Source organism: Klebsiella spallanzanii, from assembly GCF_902158555.1.
Classification (GTDB): domain Bacteria; phylum Pseudomonadota; class Gammaproteobacteria; order Enterobacterales; family Enterobacteriaceae; genus Klebsiella; species Klebsiella spallanzanii.
In genome coordinates, this window is the sequence record NZ_CABGGS010000045.1 from 197,551 (window position 1) to 216,266 (window position 18,716).

An 18,716-nucleotide genomic window follows, 5' to 3' on the forward strand; every position below is an offset into this window, starting at 1 on the left:
ACCGCCTCCGGAAAGTTGCTGACCTGGAGTCTACTGTGCTTAGAGAAGACCAATCGGCCAGTGGTGACCAATCACGTACAGCACCCCGGCAGAAATCACCCCGGCGACGATATCGTCTACCATAATCCCCATCCCGCCGTGGATATTGCGGTCAAACCAGCGGATAGGCCACGGCTTCCACATATCAAAGATGCGGAAAATCACAAAGCCGGCGGCAACCCACTGCCAGTCCATCGTCGGTAACGCCATCAGGGTTATCCACATCCCGACAAACTCGTCCCAGACGATGCTACCGTGATCGTGGGTGCCCATATCTTTCGCCGTACGGTGACAGATATAGACGCCAATGCAGATGCTCATCATCACTACCAGCGAATAGAGCTGCCAGGGGAGTAAGGTCAGCAGATACCAGAAGGGGATCGACGCCAGCGATCCCATTGTTCCCGGCACCACGGGGCTTAGCCCGCTACCGAAGCCAGTCGCCAGAAGATGCCAGGGGTTGCTCATCTTCAGGCGACTTTTCGCCACATCTCTACTACGCGCCAAAATGATCGTATCCCTTAAAATCGAGCGTGACAGGCTTGCCTTCGCGGATAAATTGCAGGCCTTCCGATTCCGGGAGAATCTGGCCAATACAGGTGAAACGTGCGCCGAGATTGGCGAGGGCGACGTCAAGCGCCCCGCGATTAAGTTCCGGCACGGTAAAGCACAGTTCATAATCTTCGCCGCCGGAGAGCGCCCAGCGTAGCGCCTGTTCCGTCTCAACCTGACGCAGCATAGCATCCGAGAACGGCATCGCATCAAGGTCGACGCGCGCGCCACAGCCGCTGGCTTTGAGAATATGGCCCAGATCGGAAATCAGGCCGTCGGAGAGATCGATGGCGGAATTCGCCAGATCGCGCAGCGCCTGTCCCTGCAAAACACGCGGTAGAGGACGCAAATGACGTGCCAGGAGGTAATCCGCGTCGGTGGCATCTTCCACCTGTAGCCTGTCCTGCAAAATCGCCAGCCCTGCGGCGCTGTCTCCCGGCGTGCCGGTGACGTAAATCCAGTCGCCATGCTTCGCCCCGGAGCGCTTCAGACCGCGTCCCGTTGGCACAAATCCGTGGATTCCCAGCGTCATCGATAGCGGTCCGCGAGTAGTATCGCCGCCAATGAGCTGCATATCGTAATAGTTGAGCTGAACAAACAGGCTGTCGCTAAAGGCTTCAAGCCAGGCTTCGTCTGCTTCCGGTAGCGTCAGAGCCAGCGTTAGCCACGCTGGTTCCGCGCCCATCGCGGCGAGGTCGCTCAGATTCACCGCCAGCGCTTTATAAGCGAGGTCGGCAGGGTCAATATCGGGTAAAAAATGGTTTCCCGCCACCAGGGTGTCGGTGCTGATTGCCAGCGTTTTTTTCTCGGGGATGTTCAGGAGCGCGCAGTCGTCGCCAATGCCGGTTTCAACATCAAGACGAGCGCTTTTTACGCGATCAAAATAACGGGCAATCAGGGAAAATTCGCCGCATGCCATACGTTATGCCTCAGCAAAAGAAAAGAATAAGGCCGGGCTTACAGAAGTGAAATTCTGCAAATCCGGCCCTGGAGTTTACTTTTTGTTGGGACGAATTACCGGGGCAGCTTTGTCCAGCACGCCGTTGACAAACTTGTGGCTATCTTCAGCGCCAAAGGTTTTCGCGAGCTCAATGGCTTCGTTAATCGCAACTTTGTACGGAACATCGCTACGCTTTGACAGCTCAAACAGCGCGATACGCAGCACCGCTTTTTCCACCTGACCCAGCTCGTCCAGCAGACGAGAAAGATACGGCTTCATCAGGCCGTCGAGGTACGCGCTGTTAGTCGCCACTCCGGACAGCAGTTCGCGGAAATACAGAACGTCGACATCTTTCACATCCTGTTCCGCCAGGAACTGGTATTCAACATCAGCGATGTCGTTCTGGGACAACTGCCAGGAGTAAAGCGCCTGGACAGCACACTCACGGGCGCGGCGACGAGCAGCAGGTTTCACGGAATTCCCCTTACAAAAAATCAGGCCTTGATGGCTTTCAATACGTTAATCATTTCCAGCGCGGTCAGCGCTGCTTCAGCGCCTTTGTTACCGGCTTTGGTGCCAGCGCGTTCGATGGCTTGTTCAATACTTTCTGTGGTCAGAACACCGAAGGCTACCGGGATCCCGCTGTCCTGAGCGACGTGCGCCAGGCCATTGCTTGCACCGCCAGCCACATATTCAAAGTGCGCAGTGCCGCCACGGATAACGGTACCCAGTGCAATCACCGCATCATATTTACCGGTTTTTGCCAGTGCGTCAGCCGCCAGCGGCAGTTCATACGCGCCCGGAACCCAAACAACGGTAATGTTTTCATCTTTTACCTGGCCAATACGTTTCAGGGCGTCAATCGCACCTTCCAGCAGGCTGTCATTGATAAAGTTGTTGAAACGCGCAATGGTGATGGCGACGCGAGCGTCCGGGGTAGCAACGTTAGCTTCAATAATGTTCATACTCTTCCTTCGGGTTCATTTGGCCCCGCAAGGGGGGCGGATTCTATCATAATAATCGGCGCACTGCTTTCCCTTTTGACCGGGGAAATCAAGCGTTCACTAAATGCAGGCAAATATCCGGGCCTACATGACGTATCTCGTTGAATTTGAAATGGGGTGCCTGATTCAGTTTCTCAAGCCCCGGCAGCGCGCATAAACCGCGCGCATCGTTGCCTAACAGTTTAGGCGCAATATAGACGATAAGCTCGTCCACCAATCCGGCCTGTAACAGGGCACCGGCAAGCGTTGGCCCGGCTTCCACCCAAATCGTGTTAATTTGCTGCTTACCCAGCTGCATCATCAGTAAAACCAGATCCAGTTGACCGTTATGTTCCGGTACTAACAGCGTACGTACGCTCTCCGGCCACTGCCGTTCATCTTCACGGGTGCGGGCAAACAGCGTTTCTCCCGTCTGCTGAACAATACGATGCTGTGGAGTGACGCGGTTCTGACTATCAATAACGATGCGCAAAGGTTGACGCAGGTTTTCCTGCGGGTACAACGCCTGGGTGTCGGCGTTGAGTTCGTTCCAGCGCACGGTAAGCTGAGGATCGTCCGCCAGCACCGTCGCGCTGCTGGTAAGAATAGCGTGGCTCTGCGCACGCAGACGCTGCACGTCGCGTCGCGCCTGCGGTGAAGTTATCCACTGGCTCTCTCCGCTGGCCATCGCCGTGCGGCCATCCAAAGATGCGCCCATTTTAAGCTGGATATAAGGGAAACCGGTACGCATCCGCTTCAGGAAGCCTTTATTCAGCGCTTCGGCCGCGTTCATCATCAGCCCGTGGCTCACGTCAACGCCTTCCTGTTGCAAACGGTACAGGCCGCGCCCTGCAACCTGCGGATTCGGGTCCTGCATCGCGGCAACGACGCGGGTCACGCCTGCGGCAATCAGCGCTTCGCAGCACGGCGGCGTACGGCCATGATGGCTACAGGGTTCAAGGGTCACGTAAGCCGTCGCGCCTTTCGCTTTTTCGCCCGCCATGCGCAGCGCGTGCACTTCCGCATGCGGTTCGCCAGCGCGATAGTGGAAACCTTCGCCAACGATCTCGCCATCTTTGACGATCACGCAGCCAACATTCGGGTTTGGATGAGTGGTGAAGCGTCCACGCGCGGCCAGCTTAAGGGCTCGCGCCATGTATATTTCGTCCTGCATGGCTTAGTCCTGTAAGCGGGCGATCTCTTCGCCGAACTCTTTAATATCTTCAAAACTGCGATAGACAGAGGCAAAGCGGATATAGGCCACTTTATCGAGCTTTTTCAGCTGCTCCATCACCAGATTGCCGATCATTTTGCTCGGCACTTCACGCTCGCCGGTCCCGCGCAGGTGGGTTTTAATATGGTTAACCGCCATTTCCACGTCATCGGCGCTCACCGGGCGCTTCTCCAGCGCTTTCAGCATTCCGCTGCGCAGTTTATCTTCATTAAAAGGTTCGCGCACATCGTTGCTTTTCACGACCCGCGGCATCACCAGCTCCGCCACTTCAAACGTCGTAAAGCGTTCATTACAGACCAGACACTGGCGGCGACGGCGTACGGAAGAGCCCTCGCCCACCAGACGAGAGTCGATAACTTTGGTATCTACGGCGAAACAGAAAGGGCAATGCATAGCGCGTCCTGACAGGTAGTTAAACTAACGGGTAGTTTACCGCGAAGTGACCCGACAACAAAGAAAGAGCTTTTGAGACAAAGGATCTATAGTGCGTTTACCTGAACGATCTACCATTAAGCATCCTCTGTTAACGGAATCCCGACCATGACAAGACGTTATCTAAAACTGGCCATTATGGGTAGCCTCTTCACCCTCAGCGCCTGCGCACAGCAAAGCGAAGTCCGCCAGATGAACCAGAGCGTGAGCACGCTGAGCAAAGAGATGACTCAGCTCAATCAGCAAACGGTAAAAATCACCCAGCAAAACGTTCTTAATGCGAAATCGAGCAGCGGCGTGTACCTGCTACCGGGCGCGAAAACACCGGCTCGGCTGAAAAGCCAGATTGGCACCCTACGCATGTCGTTACTCAACATCACCCCAGATGGCGATGGTACCCGACTGACGTTGCGCATCCAGGGCGAGTCAAACGATCCGCTCCCCGCTTTTAGCGCCACGGTAGCCTCAGGGCAGATTAGCGGCACAACCGATAGCTACCAGGAAGTTAATGTACAAAATCAGCTCATTAGCGCTCCGGCCAGCATTCTGGCACCGAGCGACGTCGATATTCCGCTGCGCCTGAATGGCGTTACGCCAGAGCAGGTCGGCTTCGTTCGCATCCACGATATCCAGCCCGCAGATATGCAGTAATTCTCTCAGCCGGATGCCACAAACATCCGGCGTTTTGCCGCCGCGCAAATCCATTTACAGATTTCCCATTCAGTTCACTAAAAATTGACTGTGTTTATGAATTTCGGTGGCATTTTGTCAAGAAATGCATAAAATCGTGAACGCAATCGATTACGTGCATGTTCGTTATGTGAAACAACACATATTTTTGTGAGCAAGGATTCCTATAATAGACGCCACAGAAATACGAAATATTTAGAAACGCTTCGGCGATTCTTTTAACGCCTTCAGGCTTAATTTAAACAGTGGCATCATTATGAAAAAAACATTACTGGCAGCCGGCGCAGCTCTGGCGCTCTCCGCATCTTTCTCTGCCAGCGCGGCAGAAAACGACAAACCGCAATATCTGTCTGATTGGTGGCACCAGAGTGTGAACGTGGTCGGTAGCTACCACACTCGTTTTGGGCCGCAGATCCGCAACGATACCTACCTGGAATATGAAGCGTTTGCCAAGAAAGATTGGTTTGATTTCTATGGCTATATGGATGCGCCGGTCTTCTTCGGTGGTAACACCAACGCGAAAGGTATCTGGAACCACGGTTCTCCGCTGTTTATGGAGATTGAGCCGCGCTTTTCTATCGATAAACTGACCGGAACCGATCTCAGCTTCGGTCCGTTCAAAGAGTGGTATTTCGCTAACAACTACATCTACGATATGGGCCGCAATAAGTCCGGTCGTCAGAGCACCTGGTATATGGGTCTGGGTACCGATATCGACACCGGTCTGCCGATGAGCCTCTCCCTGAACGTGTACGCTAAATACCAGTGGCAGAACTACGAAGCATCGAACGAAAACGAATGGGACGGTTACCGTTTCAAAGTGAAATACTTTGTTCCGCTGACCGATCTGTGGGGCGGTTCACTGAGCTATATCGGCTTTACCAACTTTGACTGGGGTTCCGATCTGGGCGATGACAACTTCTACGACATGAACGGCAAGCATGCGCGTACCAGTAACTCCATCGCCTCCAGCCACATCCTGGCGCTGAACTACGATCACTGGCACTACTCCGTGGTAGCCCGTTACTGGCACAACGGCGGCCAGTGGGCGGACGACGCTAAGCTGAACTTCGGCAGCGGCGACTTTAACGTCCGCTCTACCGGCTGGGGTGGTTACCTCGTGGTCGGTTACAACTTCTAATCCGCTGTGAATGTCCCCGGCGTCCGCGTCGGGGATCGCTCATCCTTAACGCTCTTCGCATCTCACCTTGCGCATAAAATCACTCAATGAACGATCGGCTCGCTCGCTGAAATGACGCCCGGTCACGACAATATCCAGGCAGCGATCGAGACGAAAACAGCGATAGTCTTCCCGCAGTTCGCACCAGGTCACCAGCAGCCAGCGCTCACCCCAGAAGAAAAGCCCCAGCGGCAGCACTTCACGCTGCGACACGTTTCCAGCTTCATCACGATAATGCAACGCCAGCGCCTGCTGTACGGAGACGGCCCGATGCACTAAATCAAATTGATCTTTGGTGTAACCCTGCGAACCAAAGTCGGGCGCAAACAGGCGCGACTGCTCCGCCTTGCGTCGGCTCTCCGCCGGTAATATCGCCAGCACTTTTTCCTGTGCCGACTCCAGCGCCTGGGATAGCGACGCGCCGCCCCAGGTTTGCAACAACCGAATAGCAGCCACCAGCGCCTCCGACTCCTGCGTCGTCAGCATCAGCGGCGGTAAATCATAACCCGCCAGCAGCCGGTAGCCGCTTCCCGCCTCCCCCTCCACCGGCACGCCAGAGAGCGACAGATCGCGAATATCACGGTAAATCGTACGCTCGGACACGCCAAGCCGCTCGGCCAGCAGCCCGGCAGTGGTTAACCTTCTACCGCGCAGGATCTGGACGATTTGAAAAAGGCGGTCGGCGCGTCGGCTCATTTTTGTTATCTCATTTACGCGGGTTGGTGAAGGCCAATCCGATTACCCTCGCTATCAATAAACAAGGCAATTGTGCCAATATCGTCCGCCAGCTCAAGCGGGCCAAAAACGCAGCTTCCGCCCGCTGAACTCACGCGTTCGAGCGCAGCCGCCAGGTTGTCAGTATGCAGATAGATAATACATCCCTGATCGGAAGGTTTAACGCCGTCGAATTTTGCCAGCGCACCGCCGGGAGCCGGATCCTGATAAGGAAATACGGCCATTTCAGCACAGTCCATATTCTCCCGCTTCAGCGTTACCTGCATCACCGGTTCGTAAAACGCCACGGCACGATCCATATCCGCAACCGGGATCTCAAACCAGTTAATTACGTTTCTCATATATCCTCCTGTCCATTGTTTGGGTTCAGGAGGAGTGTATGACAGGGCTACTGACAGCATTGTGTCAGTAACCATCGTCCTACGTTTCAGAACATGCCAATACCCTACTGAGATATACTTTTAAAACGCGCGAACAAAACCATTATTCGGCAGATAGTATTTACAGAGCAAGATGGAATTTCTCTTTAACCTTAAATGGAACATATTATGAATTCCCATAATCCATTGTTTTTAGAACAGATCAAAAACTCCCCGCTGGCCCAATTTCAGGACTTCTTCACGCAAACGGTACGCCCGGCAATAGATATCACGTCCTCTACGCAACCTATTAATCCCGGTTGCAGTAAGTTTGGCGGCGCTCCGGATCTGCCGCCCGGGACCCTCTGGCCTGAACATCCTAAAGCGTATTATCGCTTTATTGCACAGATTAACTTTGCTGAGATAAACGTCTCTGGAACCGACCTCCCAACCAAAGGTTTACTGAGTTTGTTTTACGCAGAAGATGAAGGTGAGGGTGAGGTTTTCTGGCGGGATGAGGACTATATTCTGGCAATCTATACATCATCGACAGAAGAGCTTACTCCACTTCTTCCTTCTGAAGCTAAACGGATATCCCGCCACGCTCGCCGCATCCAGTTCACCCCGTGTATGGATATTCCTTACGATGAATACCAGACGCCACAGTGGCCTTCATTCAGTCATGAACAAGAAGATGCTTACCATACACAGTTGCGCGATCTACTGCATAGCCAGAATTACCTGCTGGGCTACCCCTCCCACTATTCGCTCGGCTACGATCCTACTCCAGGGGAAAACTATGTTGCGCTATTGACGCTGGACTCTGACGAAAAGCTTGTATGGGAATGGCACGATGGAGACAAGTTAATGCTCTTCATCGATAAAGACGCACTTAAAAAAGGTGATTTTTCAGCTCTTGTCGCTGATGCGGGATGACACCAGTAAAACATCTGACATAAACCATTAAATAAAAAAACCGCAGCACCAGTGCTGCGGTTGATTCAGAACGTTCAACAAAACCGATCTTACGGCAGAATTGACGGCTGATCCGCCCCTTCTTTCTCGACCTTCTGCTGCAGCATGTGCTCACGCTTCATGCCCAGCTTCAGCGCCAGCGCGGAGGCGACGTAGATAGAAGACGCCGTACCGATAGAGACACCAATAAGCATCGTCAGCGAGAAGCCAGCCAGAATCGGGCCACCGAAGAGATACAGCATCAGGATAACCATCAAGGTCGTCCCGGAGGTGATCAAGGTACGGTGCAGCGTCTGCGTCAACGACACGTTAAAGATTTCGTACGGCGTACCGCGGCGAATCTTGCGGAAGTTTTCACGAATACGGTCAGATACCACGATGCTGTCGTTCAACGAGTAACCGATAACCGACATCAACGATGCCACGATAGTCAGGTCAATCTCGATGTGCAGCAGCGACAGCACGCCCATGGTTATCACCACGTCGTGCGCCAGCGCGATAACGACCCCCGCTGCCAGACGCCATTCAAAGCGAATACCGACGTAGATCAGGATACACACCAGCGCTGCGATAAGCGCCAGCGCGCCGGTCTGCGCAAGATCTGCCCCGACGCTCGGTCCGACAAACTCAATACGCTTAACCGCTGCGTTCTGGCTGGTCGACTCGTTTATTACGGTAACGACCTTACTGCCCAGCTCCTGACTACCGTTGGCGTCATGCACCGGCGGCATACGGACCATGATGTCGCGGCTGCTGCCAAAGTTCTGCAACTGCGGCTCCTCAAAGCCAGCCTGCTGCAGCGACAAGCGCACCTGATCCATATCAACAGGTTTTTCGAGGGTAATTTCAATCACCGTACCACCGGTGAAATCCAGACCCCAGTTAAACCCGCGCACGCCAATGATAATAATGGACAAAATCAGCAAAAAACCTGAAATGCCGAAGGCCCAGTAGTCCCAGCGCATAAAGTCCCAGACTTTACGGCCGTGGTTCAATTGTTCAACAGTATATTCCTGTGCCACAACGCACTCCTCAGATAGACAGCTTTTTAACGCGCTTGCCGCCGTACAGCAGGTTCACGATGGCACGGGTGCCGACGATAGCGGTAAACATTGAGGTCGCAACACCGATACCGGTGGTAATTGCAAACCCTTTAATGGCACCGGTACCGACCGCGTACAGGATAATGACCTTGATAAGCGTCGTAATGTTGGCATCAAAGATGGAACTGAACGCACCAGCATAGCCTTCATGAATCGCCTGCTGCACGGAACGCCCGTTGCTCAGCTCTTCTTTAATACGTTCGTTAATCAGAACGTTCGCATCGACCGCAACCGCAAGGGTTAACACGATACCCGCAATCCCCGGCATGGTCAGCGTCGCCCCCGGAATCAGGGACATAATGCCAACAATCAGCACCAGGTTGGCAATCAGCGCTGAGGTCGCAATCAGGCCGAACTTCTTGTAGAAGAAGATCATGAACAAGATAGAGACCACCAGACCGGCCAGACACGCTTCCAGGCCCTGCTGAATATTCTGCATACCCAGAGTTGGACCAATGGTACGTTCCTCGACAATCTGAATCGGCGCAATCAGCGCGCCCGCACGCAGCAGCAGAGAGAGCTGACGCGCTTCTGTCGCGTTACTGATACCGGTAATACGGAAGCTGTTGCCCAGACGAGACTGGATATTGGCGATGTTAATCACCTCTTCCTCTTTCGCCAGAATCGCACGGCCGTTGGCATCTTTCTTACCGCTGTCTTTGTACTCCACAAACAGGGTCGCCATCGGTTTACCGATGTTGTCCTTGGTGAAGTTAGACATGATGTTGCCGCCAGCGCTATCCAGAGAGATGTTAACCTGCGCCTGGTTGTACTCATCCATGCTCGACGTCGAGTCGGTGATATGGTCACCGGTGAGGATCACGCGCTTGTACAGCACAACCGGCTGTCCTTCACGGGTAAACTTCACTTCAGAGTCGCCCGGTACACGGCCGGAAGCCGCTGCAGAGCTGTCAACGTTGGTATTAACCAGACGGAATTCCAGCGTCGCGGTCGCGCCCAGAATCTCTTTCGCGCGCGCGGTGTCCTGGATACCCGGCAGTTCAACCACAATACGATCGGCACCCTGACGCTGAACCAGAGGTTCGGCAACGCCCAGTTGGTTGACACGGTTACGCAGGATGTTGATGTTCTGCTGAACCGCATATTCACGAGCTTCTTTCAGGCGGTCATCAGTCATCACGGCCTTCAGGCCAGTGCTGCCCTGAGTGGAGATAACCAAATCGCGGTGACGAGGGCTAAGGTATGAAATAGCCTGGTCGCGGGCCGCGCTATCGCGGAAGGCGATGCTCAGACCATAGTTATCTTCTTTACGCACGGTCGCGTAAGGAATGCCTTTATCACGCAGCTCGCTGCGCAGGCTGTCGATGTTTTGTTCCTGCAGTTTGCCCAACGCGGTGTCCATGTCGACTTCCATCAGGAAGTGGACACCGCCGCGCAGGTCAAGACCCAGCTTCATCGGCTCGGCATACATTGCCGCCAGCCAGCGCGGGGTTGCCGGAGCAAGGTTAAGCGCCACGACGTATTTGTCACCCAGCACGCCCATCAACGCTTCACGCGCGCGCAGCTGGATATCAGTGGTGTCGAAGCGCGCAAGAATTGCGCCCTCTTCCAGTGCCACAGACTTAGCGGTAATTTTTTCTTCTTGTAGTGTTTTCTGGACCTGGATCAGCGTTTGCTCACTGGCGGCGACGCCGCGCGCGCCAGTGATTTGAACGGCCGGATCCTCACCATACAGGTTGGGAAGCGCATACACTAAGCCGACGACGATAACGACGATCAGCATGATGTACTTCCACAAAGGATAACGGTTTAACACGGCAGTTCCCTTAGGGAAAATGAGTAATTACAGCGCCTTCATGGTGCCTTTCGGCAGAACGGCAGCTACGAAGTCACGTTTGATAACCACTTCGGTGGTATCGTTCAGCGCAATAGCGATGTATCCGCTTTCCGCAACTTTAGTCACACGCCCAACCAGGCCACCGTTGGTCAGCACTTCATCGCCTTTAGCGATGGAGTTCATCAGGTTTTTATGTTCTTTGGTGCGTTTCTGCTGTGGACGCAGGATCATGAAGTAAAAAATCAGACCAAACACCACCAGCATCAGGATCAGAGACATCGGACTGCCCTGCGCCGCGCCACCGGTTGCTGCTACCGCATCAGAAATAAAAAAGCTCATTGAAATTCCCTCATTATTAAAATTAGTCAACGTTCAAAGGTGGAACGGTTCGACCCTGACGTTGGTAAAAATCGGTCACGAAGCTCTCTAATTTACCCTCTTCGATAGCCTTGCGTAAACCAGCCATTAAGCGCTGATAGTATCGCAGGTTATGAATGGTATTGAGACGCGCGCCCAATATTTCGTTGCAACGGTCAAGATGATGCAAATAAGCGCGTGAATAGTTGCGACAAGTGTAGCAATCACACTCTGCATCCAGCGGCGAAGTATCGCTCTTGTGCTTCGCGTTGCGGATTTTCACCACGCCATCGGTGACGAACAGGTGGCCGTTGCGCGCGTTGCGCGTCGGCATGACGCAGTCGAACATATCGATCCCGCGGCGCACCCCTTCGACCAGATCTTCCGGCTTACCGACGCCCATCAGGTATCGCGGTTTGTCGGCTGGGATCTGCGGACAGACGTGCTCCAGAATACGGTGCATATCTTCCTTCGGCTCGCCAACAGCCAAACCGCCGACAGCGTAGCCATCAAAGCCAATCTCTACCAGACCTTTAACAGAGATATCACGTAAATCTTCGTAAACGCTGCCCTGAATAATGCCAAACAGCGCATTTTTGTTACCCAGACCATCAAAACGGTCGCGGCTACGCTTCGCCCAGCGCAGAGACATCTCCATCGAGCGCTTAGCATAATCCCAGTCCGCCGGGTATGGCGTACATTCGTCGAAGATCATCACGATGTCAGAACCGAGATCGTACTGAATCTCCATCGATTTTTCCGGATCGAGGAAAATCGGATCACCGTTGATTGGATTACGGAAGTGCACCCCCTGCTCGGTGATCTTACGAATATCGCCGAGGCTGAAGACCTGGAAACCGCCCGAATCGGTGAGAATCGGCCCTTTCCACTGCATGAAGTCGTGCAGGTCGCCGTGCAGCTTCATGATCTCCTGGCCCGGACGCAGCCACAGGTGGAAGGTATTACCGAGAATGATTTGCGCGCCAGTGGCTTCAACTTCCTCCGGCGTCATCCCTTTGACGGTGCCGTAGGTGCCAACGGGCATAAATGCTGGCGTTTCAACCACGCCGCGCTCAAACACCAGGCGGCCGCGACGCGCGCGACCATCGGTGGTATCTAACTCAAATTTCATTATCACTCCTGCGTCAGAAAAACAGTCCGACGTTTTAAACACTCATGCCGGGAACTTATTCCCCGACACGCTCAGAAATAGCCTGCGGATTGTACGTGATAAACATGGCATCACCGTAACTAAAAAAGCGATATTCTTGTTCTACAGCAGCCTTATAGGCGTTCATGGTGTGCTGATAGCCCGCAAATGCGGAAACCAGCATGATCAGCGTCGATTCCGGCAGGTGGAAGTTGGTCACCAGCGCATCAATAACCTGATATTGATAACCTGGGAAAATAAAGATTTGCGTATCACCGAAGAACGGCGCAATCAGCGCGTCTTTTGCCGCCTGCGCGGCGCTCTCCAGCGAGCGTACCGACGTCGTCCCGACGGCAATCACCCGGTTGCCGCGCGCTTTTGCCGCCAGCACCGCGTCGACCACATCCTGCGGCACTTCCGCATATTCGGAATGCATAATGTGGTCTTCGATTGAATCTACGCGCACCGGCTGGAACGTCCCTGCGCCCACGTGTAGCGTAACGAACGCCGTCTCAATACCTTTTTCGCGCAGTGCCGCCAGCAGTGGATCGTCAAAGTGCAGACCCGCGGTCGGCGCGGCGACGGCGCCAGGCTTAGTGCTATAGACCGTTTGATATAGCTCGCGGTCGGCATCTTCGTCCGGGCGGTCGATATACGGCGGCAACGGCATATGACCGATGGCGTTAAGGATATCCAGCACCGGACGCGAGTCGTTGAATTCAACTTCAAACAGCGCACCGTGACGCGCCAGCATGGTGGCGTTAATGCTTTCATCATCACCGAGCAGCAGTTCGGCGCCCGGCTTCGGCGCTTTGGAAGCGCGAATATGTGCCAGAATACGTTTATCATCAAGCATACGCTCGACCAGCACTTCAATCTTGCCGCCGCTGGCTTTACGGCCAAACAGGCGCGCCGGGATCACGCGGGTATTATTAAAGACCAGCAGATCTCCAGGGTTGAGCTTATCGAGTAAATCGGTGAAAGTACCGTGCGTCAGCGCGCCCGTCGGCCCGTCTAATGACAGCAAGCGGCAGCTACTGCGCTCAGGCATGGGATAGTGGGCAATCAGGGATTCGGGTAATTCAAAGGAAAAATCGGCAACGCGCATGACGGTAACTCAGACTAATAAAGAGGCGGGTAGTCTAGTGCCGGGAGGTTCTCCCTGCAACCGTTACCACCTCAGGACAAAGATTAAACGATGAATTTTCTTGCACACCTGCACTTAGCCCATCTCGCCGACAGTTCGCTACCCGGCAACCTGCTGGCCGACTTTGTTCGCGGCAATCCGCAACAGGATTACCCCGCCGATATCGTTGACGGCATTTTTATGCATCGGCGTATCGATGTGATGACCGACAACCTGGCAGAAGTGAAAGAAGCCCGCGAGTGGTTCCGCCCGCAGACCCGCCGCGTCGCGCCGATTACTCTCGACGTAATGTGGGATCACTTTCTGTCGCACCACTGGGAACGCATTTCTCCTGAGATGCCGCTGACCGAGTTCGTTCGCTATGCGCATACTCAGGTAGCGCAGATCCTGCCCGATTCTCCGCCGCGCTTTGTGAATCTCAACGAATACCTCTGGTCAGAGCGCTGGCTTGAACGCTACCAGGACATGGATTTTATTCAGCGCGTGCTCAACGGTATGGCCAGCCGCCGCCCGCGCCTTGATGCCCTGCGCGACTCCTGGCAGGATCTGGATACGCACTACGATCGACTTGAGCAGCAGTTCTGGCGCTTCTATCCGCAGATGATGGCGCAGGCAAAAAAACGTGAGCTATAAATGATTGCTCTTTTCCCGCAAAAGACTATCCTGAAAAGCGCTTTTAAATAACGATTGATAGACAAAACCTATCTCATCGATTGTCAGCGTCACGTTGAGTTCCCCCGCCCCTCTCCCTATACTTGCCCGCGTTGCGTTCCAATTAACCTTAGTATTAACAGGAGAATCATATGGTTCTGGTTACTCGTCAGGCTCCGGACTTCACCGCGGCGGCAGTATTAGGTAACGGCGAAATCGTTGAGAAATTCAATTTCAAACAGCACACCAACGGTAAAGCCACCGTTCTGTTTTTCTGGCCGATGGACTTCACCTTCGTTTGCCCGTCAGAACTGATTGCTTTTGACAAACGCTACGAAGAATTCCAGAAACGCGGCGTAGAAGTCGTTGGCGTTTCTTTTGACTCCGAATTCGTGCACAACGCATGGCGTAACACCCCAGTCGACCAGGGTGGTATCGGTCCGGTTAAATACGCAATGGTTGCTGACATCAAACGCGAAATCCAGAAAGCGTACGGTATCGAGCATCCGGACGAAGGCGTTGCCCTGCGCGGCTCTTTCCTGATCGATGCTAACGGCGTTGTTCGCCACCAGGTGGTTAACGACCTGCCGCTGGGCCGTAACATCGACGAAATGCTGCGCATGGTTGACGCGCTGCAGTTCCACGAAGAGCACGGCGAAGTTTGCCCGGCGCAGTGGGAAAAAGGAAAAGAAGGTATGGCCGCTTCTCCGGAAGGCGTTGCTAAATACCTGACCGAGAACGTTTCCAGCCTGTAATCGGCAGACGTTTCAGAAAAAGGCTCGCAGCTGCGGGCCTTTTTTGTGCCCCGATTTCGCCTTTTTCAACTCATCGCAATACAAACATTGATATCGCAAATGATTAAAATCGTCCCTCTGCACGTTTTTTGATACTCCGTTCAAACTTTGTAAAAAAAACACCCCTATATTTGTGATAAACATCCCACATCTTCATTTAAAATTCAGATGTTCGACCATTCATTCGTCCTGTCTTTTTCTTCCGCACAAAGAGAATAATTGTAACTAACTGATATTAAACAACATAATAAATCTATTTTTTACATAAAAAATAATTCAAACATTACTCCAGTGTGATCAACTTCAATATTTAAAAATCCATATGTGATCTGAACCATCATTTTTGTTGATATATTTGTCCATGATCTAGTTCAGGAATATGAACGCATTAAGGATCGGATGATGGAAATTATTTTTGACCCTACATTGATTGCGCTTAAGCAGAATATTTCAACCGCCGAGCAGGCTATCGAATTCGCTGGCTCGCTGCTTGTCCGGAAAAATATTTGTCGGGTGGAATATATCGGCGAAATGCTCGAAGTCTATCGCGATTTTGGTCCAGCCATTGTTATCGACTACGGTCTGGCGATGCCGCATGCACGACCAGAAAAAGGCGCATTACGAACAGGGTTTTCATTAGTTACCACCCAACAACCAATCGCCTTTGGTCATGAGGAGTTTGATCCGGTTAACGTCATCATCGCCATCGCTGGGGCGGATGCCGATAGTCATATAAAAATGATCCAACTTATAGCCTCACTGGTTGAGTCAGATATTGTCAGTTTTCTCCAACAGGAGAATGACATCAATTCAGTATTACATTTCATCCAAAAGCAAATGGAGTAGTCATTATGTTAGTTATCAGAACAGTTTGTGGTAACGGTATTGGCAGTTCATTAATGGCTGCTAATAATGTCAAAAAAATATGTGATGAATTAGGTATCAAAGCTGACGTCGCCTCCGTTGATTTTGCCAATGCCGTAGGTGAAAAAGCCGATCTTTATGTCACGATAAAAGAATTGGCAAACCAATTTCCTGCGCACTGTAACGTTGCCATTATTCGCAGCTATGTGCATAAAGCGAAAATCGCTGAAGATATTACTGAAGCACTCACCAAAGTTGCTGCGACTCACTCTTAATCATTATTGAGGGAACGATCATGCAGGCTATTCTTAGTTTCTTATCGGAAATATTTAGTCAACCCGCATTTCTGATGGGGATTATCGCATTTGTCGGTTTAGTGGCACTGCGATCCCCCGGAAATAAATTACTCACCGGTACCTTGAAGCCTATTTTAGGCTACTTGATGTTAAGCGCGGGTGCAGGGGTTATCGTTGCCAACCTGAACCCGCTTGGCGGCATTATCGAAGCCGGGTTTAATATTCGCGGCGTTATCCCTAACAACGAGGCCATTGTTTCCGTCGCGCAGAAAGTGCTGGGTGTGGAAACCATGAGTATTTTGCTGCTCGGATTTATTTTCAACCTGGTGATTGCCCGTTTCACCAAGTACAAATATATCTTTCTGACCGGCCACCACTCTTTCTTCCTGGCCTGTCTGTTCTCGGCGGTGCTACAGGCGGCAGAATTCCGCGGCTGGATGCTGGTTCTGATCGGGGGATTCCTGCTGGGCTCATGGTCAGCCATTTCTCCTGCCATTGGTCAACGCTATACCAAGCAGGTCACCGAAGACGGCGGCATTGCGATGGGGCACTTCGGTTCCCTCGGCTATTACATCTCAGCCTGGATTGCGACCAAAACCGGCAACCCGGCCAATTCTTTCGCCGATACCGAAATATCAGAGAAATGGGGCTTTCTGCGCGATACTACGGTCACCACAGGCATCGTGATGTTCATCATCTACTTTGTGTGTAGCGCCGTCGCAGGCACAGAGTACCTGCGTACGATAACGGATCAGAACATGCTGATCTTCTCCATCCTGACCGGTCTGCAGTTTGCCGTCGGCGTCGCCATCGTCTACAACGGCGTGCGGCTGATCCTCGGCGATCTGGTCCCGGCCTTCCAGGGGATCAGTCAGAAGCTGATACCGAACTCTATCCCGGCCGTTGATTGCGCGGTGTTCTTCACCTTTAGTCCAACCGCCGTGGTCGTGGGGTTCATCAGCTCGTTCATTGGCGGTCTGGTCGGTATGCTGTTCCTGGGCGCATTTGGTATGGCGCTGATTATTCCTGGCATGGTACCGCACTTCTTCTGCGGCGGGACTTCCGGAGTCTTTGCCGACAAACTTGGCGGCAAGCGCGGCTGTGTGATTGCCTCGTTCATCGGCGGGATATTCCTCGCTTTCCTCCCGGCGATGCTACTCCCGGCGCTGGGCAACCTTGGCTTTGAAAACAGCACATTTGCCGACTTCGATTTCGCCGTCTGGGGCATCATCATCGGGAATGCTTTCACCCAGTTTGGTCAGATAACTATCTATCTGATTTGCCTGGCGCTCATTGTTGCGCTGCTGGTGCCATTCTGCTTCCGTTCAGTTCGTGTAGTCGGTGACACGCTCAGCTATGAGGAGCTCACTGCGGATAAGAAAAATGAATAAGTGGTTTCATTTTTCCCTGCGGGAAGGGATTTCTTCCCGCAGCTGACAAAATAATCAGGAGTTGTTATGGCTATCTTGTCCATTGGATTTTCATGTTTTGATCAGTTCTTTTTTCTTAACGAGTGGCCGCAGGAGAATACCAAAAATTTCTGCCATGACTTTATCGAGAGCGGTGGCGGCCCGGCAGCAAATGCGGCGTGGCTGCTGGGACTATGGGGTGAAGATGTTTATTACATCGGTCATTTGAATAAAGATCTTTACGGTCAGCGCATTATCGATGAATTTGCCGAAGCGGGCGTCGATACCAGCCATGTGGTCTTCTCCGATGAAATGATCACCCCGCTGGCATCAGTACTGGTCAATCGCTTGACGGGCTCGCGGACGATTATTACCCGTAAAATGCAGACGCCACCTTCGCTGACTTATGACCAGAAGCTCAAACTCGATGATTTGGCTGAACGGCTTATTGCATCAGAAGAACCGGTAACGCTATTAGTTGATGGTCATGAAGCAGAAATTAGCGAGTATTTAATCAAAAAACTGCCCACGGCGAAAGTGGTTATGGACGGTGGCTCATTACGCGCCAGCAATATTAAATTAGCGGCCTGGACCGATTATTTTGTCGTCAGTGAACACTTTGCCCGAGACTATATGGGATATCGCGCTCTCAGCACCGAGGCTGAAATTAAAACAGCGCTTATCGAGTTAAATAAAATTTGCCGTGGCGAAGCATTTATTACCCTCGGAGAAAAAGGATGTGCGTTCTTAAAGAACGGGATGCTGCAAATTGTCCCCGCCTGGCTGTGTAATGCCGTGGATACCACCGGCGCAGGGGATGTATTTCACGGTGCATTTACCTACGGCGTCCATTATTCGTGGCATATCGATAATATTATTTTATTTGCCAGTCTGACTGCGGCTATCTCTATTGAGAAGAAAGGTGTACGCGAATCCATGCCGGATCTTGCGGTAGTTCATAACTCGTTAAATAGTTACGAAAGAAACTTAAAGCAATATTTTGGCGAATAATTGCTGTTAATTAAACT

At 52.6% G+C, this 18,716-nt stretch carries 22 protein-coding genes; 9 read left to right on the forward strand and 13 right to left on the reverse strand.

Going from position 1 to position 18,716, the window contains the following annotated elements:
- Positions 1 to 39: 39 nt before the first annotated feature.
- From pgpA to nrdR, 6 genes are all read right to left on the reverse strand, one after another.
- Complete coding sequence (gene pgpA / locus FN082_RS25565) at positions 40 to 546, reverse strand: phosphatidylglycerophosphatase A (protein WP_139541303.1); 507 nt, start codon at positions 544 to 546, stop codon at positions 40 to 42.
- Complete coding sequence (thiL, locus tag FN082_RS25570) at positions 536 to 1,510, reverse strand: thiamine-phosphate kinase (protein ID WP_139541302.1); 975 nt, start codon at positions 1,508 to 1,510, stop codon at positions 536 to 538. The genes pgpA and thiL overlap by 11 nt, the downstream gene beginning before the upstream one ends.
- A gap of 75 nt (positions 1,511 to 1,585) precedes the next feature.
- Complete coding sequence (nusB, locus tag FN082_RS25575) at positions 1,586 to 2,005, reverse strand: transcription antitermination factor NusB (protein ID WP_000801128.1); 420 nt, start codon at positions 2,003 to 2,005, stop codon at positions 1,586 to 1,588.
- A gap of 20 nt (positions 2,006 to 2,025) precedes the next feature.
- Complete coding sequence (gene ribH / locus FN082_RS25580) at positions 2,026 to 2,496, reverse strand: 6,7-dimethyl-8-ribityllumazine synthase (RefSeq protein WP_003021575.1); 471 nt, start codon at positions 2,494 to 2,496, stop codon at positions 2,026 to 2,028.
- 88 nt (positions 2,497 to 2,584) lie between these two features.
- A complete protein-coding gene (ribD, locus tag FN082_RS25585) occupies positions 2,585 to 3,688 on the reverse strand; it encodes a bifunctional diaminohydroxyphosphoribosylaminopyrimidine deaminase/5-amino-6-(5-phosphoribosylamino)uracil reductase RibD (RefSeq protein WP_139541301.1) in 1,104 nt (367 codons plus the stop codon).
- 3 nt (positions 3,689 to 3,691) lie between these two features.
- Positions 3,692 to 4,141 (reverse strand): transcriptional regulator NrdR, encoded by a 450-nt coding sequence (gene nrdR / locus FN082_RS25590; RefSeq protein ID WP_139541300.1) that lies wholly within the window; start codon positions 4,139 to 4,141, stop codon positions 3,692 to 3,694.
- 147 nt (positions 4,142 to 4,288) lie between these two features.
- On the opposite strand from nrdR, the gene FN082_RS25595 reads away from it, so the two are divergent.
- Both FN082_RS25595 and FN082_RS25600 read left to right on the forward strand, forming a co-directional pair.
- Complete coding sequence (locus FN082_RS25595) at positions 4,289 to 4,831, forward strand: SadB/YajI family lipoprotein (RefSeq protein ID WP_139541299.1); 543 nt, start codon at positions 4,289 to 4,291, stop codon at positions 4,829 to 4,831.
- A gap of 295 nt (positions 4,832 to 5,126) precedes the next feature.
- On the forward strand, positions 5,127 to 6,011 hold the full coding sequence (locus FN082_RS25600) for a nucleoside-specific channel-forming protein Tsx (protein WP_139541298.1): 885 nt from the start codon (positions 5,127 to 5,129) through the stop codon (positions 6,009 to 6,011).
- Positions 6,012 to 6,056: 45 nt separating this feature from the next.
- On the opposite strand, the gene FN082_RS25605 is transcribed toward FN082_RS25600, so the two are convergent.
- Together FN082_RS25605 and FN082_RS25610 are read right to left on the reverse strand one after the other, a co-directional pair.
- A complete protein-coding gene (locus FN082_RS25605) occupies positions 6,057 to 6,746 on the reverse strand; it encodes a helix-turn-helix transcriptional regulator (protein WP_139541297.1) in 690 nt (229 codons plus the stop codon).
- Positions 6,747 to 6,760: 14 nt separating this feature from the next.
- Positions 6,761 to 7,126 (reverse strand): VOC family protein, encoded by a 366-nt coding sequence (locus FN082_RS25610; RefSeq protein WP_139541296.1) that lies wholly within the window; start codon positions 7,124 to 7,126, stop codon positions 6,761 to 6,763.
- A 207-nt stretch (positions 7,127 to 7,333) separates the two neighbouring features.
- On the opposite strand from FN082_RS25610, the gene FN082_RS25615 reads away from it, so the two are divergent.
- On the forward strand, positions 7,334 to 8,080 hold the full coding sequence (locus FN082_RS25615) for a YwqG family protein (RefSeq protein WP_185932160.1): 747 nt from the start codon (positions 7,334 to 7,336) through the stop codon (positions 8,078 to 8,080).
- 89 nt (positions 8,081 to 8,169) lie between these two features.
- Here FN082_RS25615 and secF read toward each other — a convergent pair whose 3' ends face one another.
- Genes secF through queA form a run of 5 tightly spaced genes read right to left on the reverse strand, consistent with a single transcriptional unit; the run spans position 8,170 to position 13,635 of the window.
- Positions 8,170 to 9,141 carry a protein translocase subunit SecF gene (secF, locus tag FN082_RS25620; protein WP_139541294.1) on the reverse strand — a complete coding sequence of 324 codons (972 nt, stop codon included), beginning with the start codon at positions 9,139 to 9,141 and terminating at the stop codon, positions 8,170 to 8,172.
- Positions 9,142 to 9,151: 10 nt separating this feature from the next.
- Positions 9,152 to 10,999, reverse strand: a complete 1,848-nt coding sequence (gene secD / locus FN082_RS25625) for a protein translocase subunit SecD (RefSeq protein ID WP_139541293.1) — start codon at positions 10,997 to 10,999, stop codon at positions 9,152 to 9,154.
- Positions 11,000 to 11,026: 27 nt separating this feature from the next.
- Complete coding sequence (yajC, locus tag FN082_RS25630) at positions 11,027 to 11,359, reverse strand: preprotein translocase subunit YajC (RefSeq protein ID WP_004099423.1); 333 nt, start codon at positions 11,357 to 11,359, stop codon at positions 11,027 to 11,029.
- 22 nt (positions 11,360 to 11,381) lie between these two features.
- Positions 11,382 to 12,509: a tRNA guanosine(34) transglycosylase Tgt gene (gene tgt, locus FN082_RS25635; RefSeq protein WP_004129667.1), complete on the reverse strand. Its 1,128-nt coding sequence runs from the start codon at positions 12,507 to 12,509 to the stop codon at positions 11,382 to 11,384.
- Positions 12,510 to 12,564: 55 nt separating this feature from the next.
- Complete coding sequence (queA, locus tag FN082_RS25640) at positions 12,565 to 13,635, reverse strand: tRNA preQ1(34) S-adenosylmethionine ribosyltransferase-isomerase QueA (protein ID WP_139541292.1); 1,071 nt, start codon at positions 13,633 to 13,635, stop codon at positions 12,565 to 12,567.
- A gap of 90 nt (positions 13,636 to 13,725) precedes the next feature.
- Here queA and acpH point away from each other — a divergent pair, with 90 nt between their 5' ends.
- The 6 genes from acpH (at position 13,726) to FN082_RS25670 (ending at position 18,699) form a co-directional block, all read left to right on the forward strand.
- Positions 13,726 to 14,307: an ACP phosphodiesterase gene (gene acpH / locus FN082_RS25645; protein ID WP_139541291.1), complete on the forward strand. Its 582-nt coding sequence runs from the start codon at positions 13,726 to 13,728 to the stop codon at positions 14,305 to 14,307.
- Positions 14,308 to 14,477: 170 nt separating this feature from the next.
- Positions 14,478 to 15,080, forward strand: coding sequence for a peroxiredoxin (locus FN082_RS25650; protein WP_004858569.1), 603 nt, complete (start codon positions 14,478 to 14,480; stop codon positions 15,078 to 15,080).
- A 441-nt stretch (positions 15,081 to 15,521) separates the two neighbouring features.
- Positions 15,522 to 15,965: a PTS sugar transporter subunit IIA gene (locus tag FN082_RS25655; protein WP_139541449.1), complete on the forward strand. Its 444-nt coding sequence runs from the start codon at positions 15,522 to 15,524 to the stop codon at positions 15,963 to 15,965.
- A 5-nt stretch (positions 15,966 to 15,970) separates the two neighbouring features.
- A complete protein-coding gene (locus tag FN082_RS25660) occupies positions 15,971 to 16,258 on the forward strand; it encodes a PTS sugar transporter subunit IIB (protein ID WP_110273789.1) in 288 nt (95 codons plus the stop codon).
- Between the two features lie 20 nt (positions 16,259 to 16,278).
- Positions 16,279 to 17,670, forward strand: a complete 1,392-nt coding sequence (locus FN082_RS25665) for a PTS ascorbate transporter subunit IIC (RefSeq protein ID WP_139541289.1) — start codon at positions 16,279 to 16,281, stop codon at positions 17,668 to 17,670.
- A 66-nt stretch (positions 17,671 to 17,736) separates the two neighbouring features.
- Positions 17,737 to 18,699: a carbohydrate kinase family protein gene (locus FN082_RS25670; RefSeq protein ID WP_139541288.1), complete on the forward strand. Its 963-nt coding sequence runs from the start codon at positions 17,737 to 17,739 to the stop codon at positions 18,697 to 18,699.
- Positions 18,700 to 18,716: the final 17 nt, after the last annotated feature.

Excerpts from the sequence above, each read along its gene's own strand:
- FN082_RS25670 (WP_139541288.1), top strand. The coding sequence starts at position 17,737 with ATGGCTATCTTGTCCATTGGATTTTCATGTTTTGATCAGTTCTTTTTT.
- ribH (WP_003021575.1), bottom strand. The coding sequence starts at position 2,496 with ATGAACATTATTGAAGCTAACGTTGCTACCCCGGACGCTCGCGTCGCC.
- FN082_RS25650 (WP_004858569.1), top strand. The coding sequence starts at position 14,478 with ATGGTTCTGGTTACTCGTCAGGCTCCGGACTTCACCGCGGCGGCAGTA.
- FN082_RS25600 (WP_139541298.1), top strand. The coding sequence starts at position 5,127 with ATGAAAAAAACATTACTGGCAGCCGGCGCAGCTCTGGCGCTCTCCGCA.
- ribD (WP_139541301.1), bottom strand. The coding sequence starts at position 3,688 with ATGCAGGACGAAATATACATGGCGCGAGCCCTTAAGCTGGCCGCGCGT.
- nrdR (WP_139541300.1), bottom strand. The coding sequence starts at position 4,141 with ATGCATTGCCCTTTCTGTTTCGCCGTAGATACCAAAGTTATCGACTCT.
- queA (WP_139541292.1), bottom strand. The coding sequence starts at position 13,635 with ATGCGCGTTGCCGATTTTTCCTTTGAATTACCCGAATCCCTGATTGCC.
- FN082_RS25655 (WP_139541449.1), top strand. The coding sequence starts at position 15,522 with ATGGAAATTATTTTTGACCCTACATTGATTGCGCTTAAGCAGAATATT.
- FN082_RS25595 (WP_139541299.1), top strand. The coding sequence starts at position 4,289 with ATGACAAGACGTTATCTAAAACTGGCCATTATGGGTAGCCTCTTCACC.
- FN082_RS25610 (WP_139541296.1), bottom strand. The coding sequence starts at position 7,126 with ATGAGAAACGTAATTAACTGGTTTGAGATCCCGGTTGCGGATATGGAT.
- acpH (WP_139541291.1), top strand. The coding sequence starts at position 13,726 with ATGAATTTTCTTGCACACCTGCACTTAGCCCATCTCGCCGACAGTTCG.
- FN082_RS25605 (WP_139541297.1), bottom strand. The coding sequence starts at position 6,746 with ATGAGCCGACGCGCCGACCGCCTTTTTCAAATCGTCCAGATCCTGCGC.
- thiL (WP_139541302.1), bottom strand. The coding sequence starts at position 1,510 with ATGGCATGCGGCGAATTTTCCCTGATTGCCCGTTATTTTGATCGCGTA.
- FN082_RS25615 (WP_185932160.1), top strand. The coding sequence starts at position 7,334 with ATGAATTCCCATAATCCATTGTTTTTAGAACAGATCAAAAACTCCCCG.
- FN082_RS25660 (WP_110273789.1), top strand. The coding sequence starts at position 15,971 with ATGTTAGTTATCAGAACAGTTTGTGGTAACGGTATTGGCAGTTCATTA.
- yajC (WP_004099423.1), bottom strand. The coding sequence starts at position 11,359 with ATGAGCTTTTTTATTTCTGATGCGGTAGCAGCAACCGGTGGCGCGGCG.
- FN082_RS25665 (WP_139541289.1), top strand. The coding sequence starts at position 16,279 with ATGCAGGCTATTCTTAGTTTCTTATCGGAAATATTTAGTCAACCCGCA.
- tgt (WP_004129667.1), bottom strand. The coding sequence starts at position 12,509 with ATGAAATTTGAGTTAGATACCACCGATGGTCGCGCGCGTCGCGGCCGC.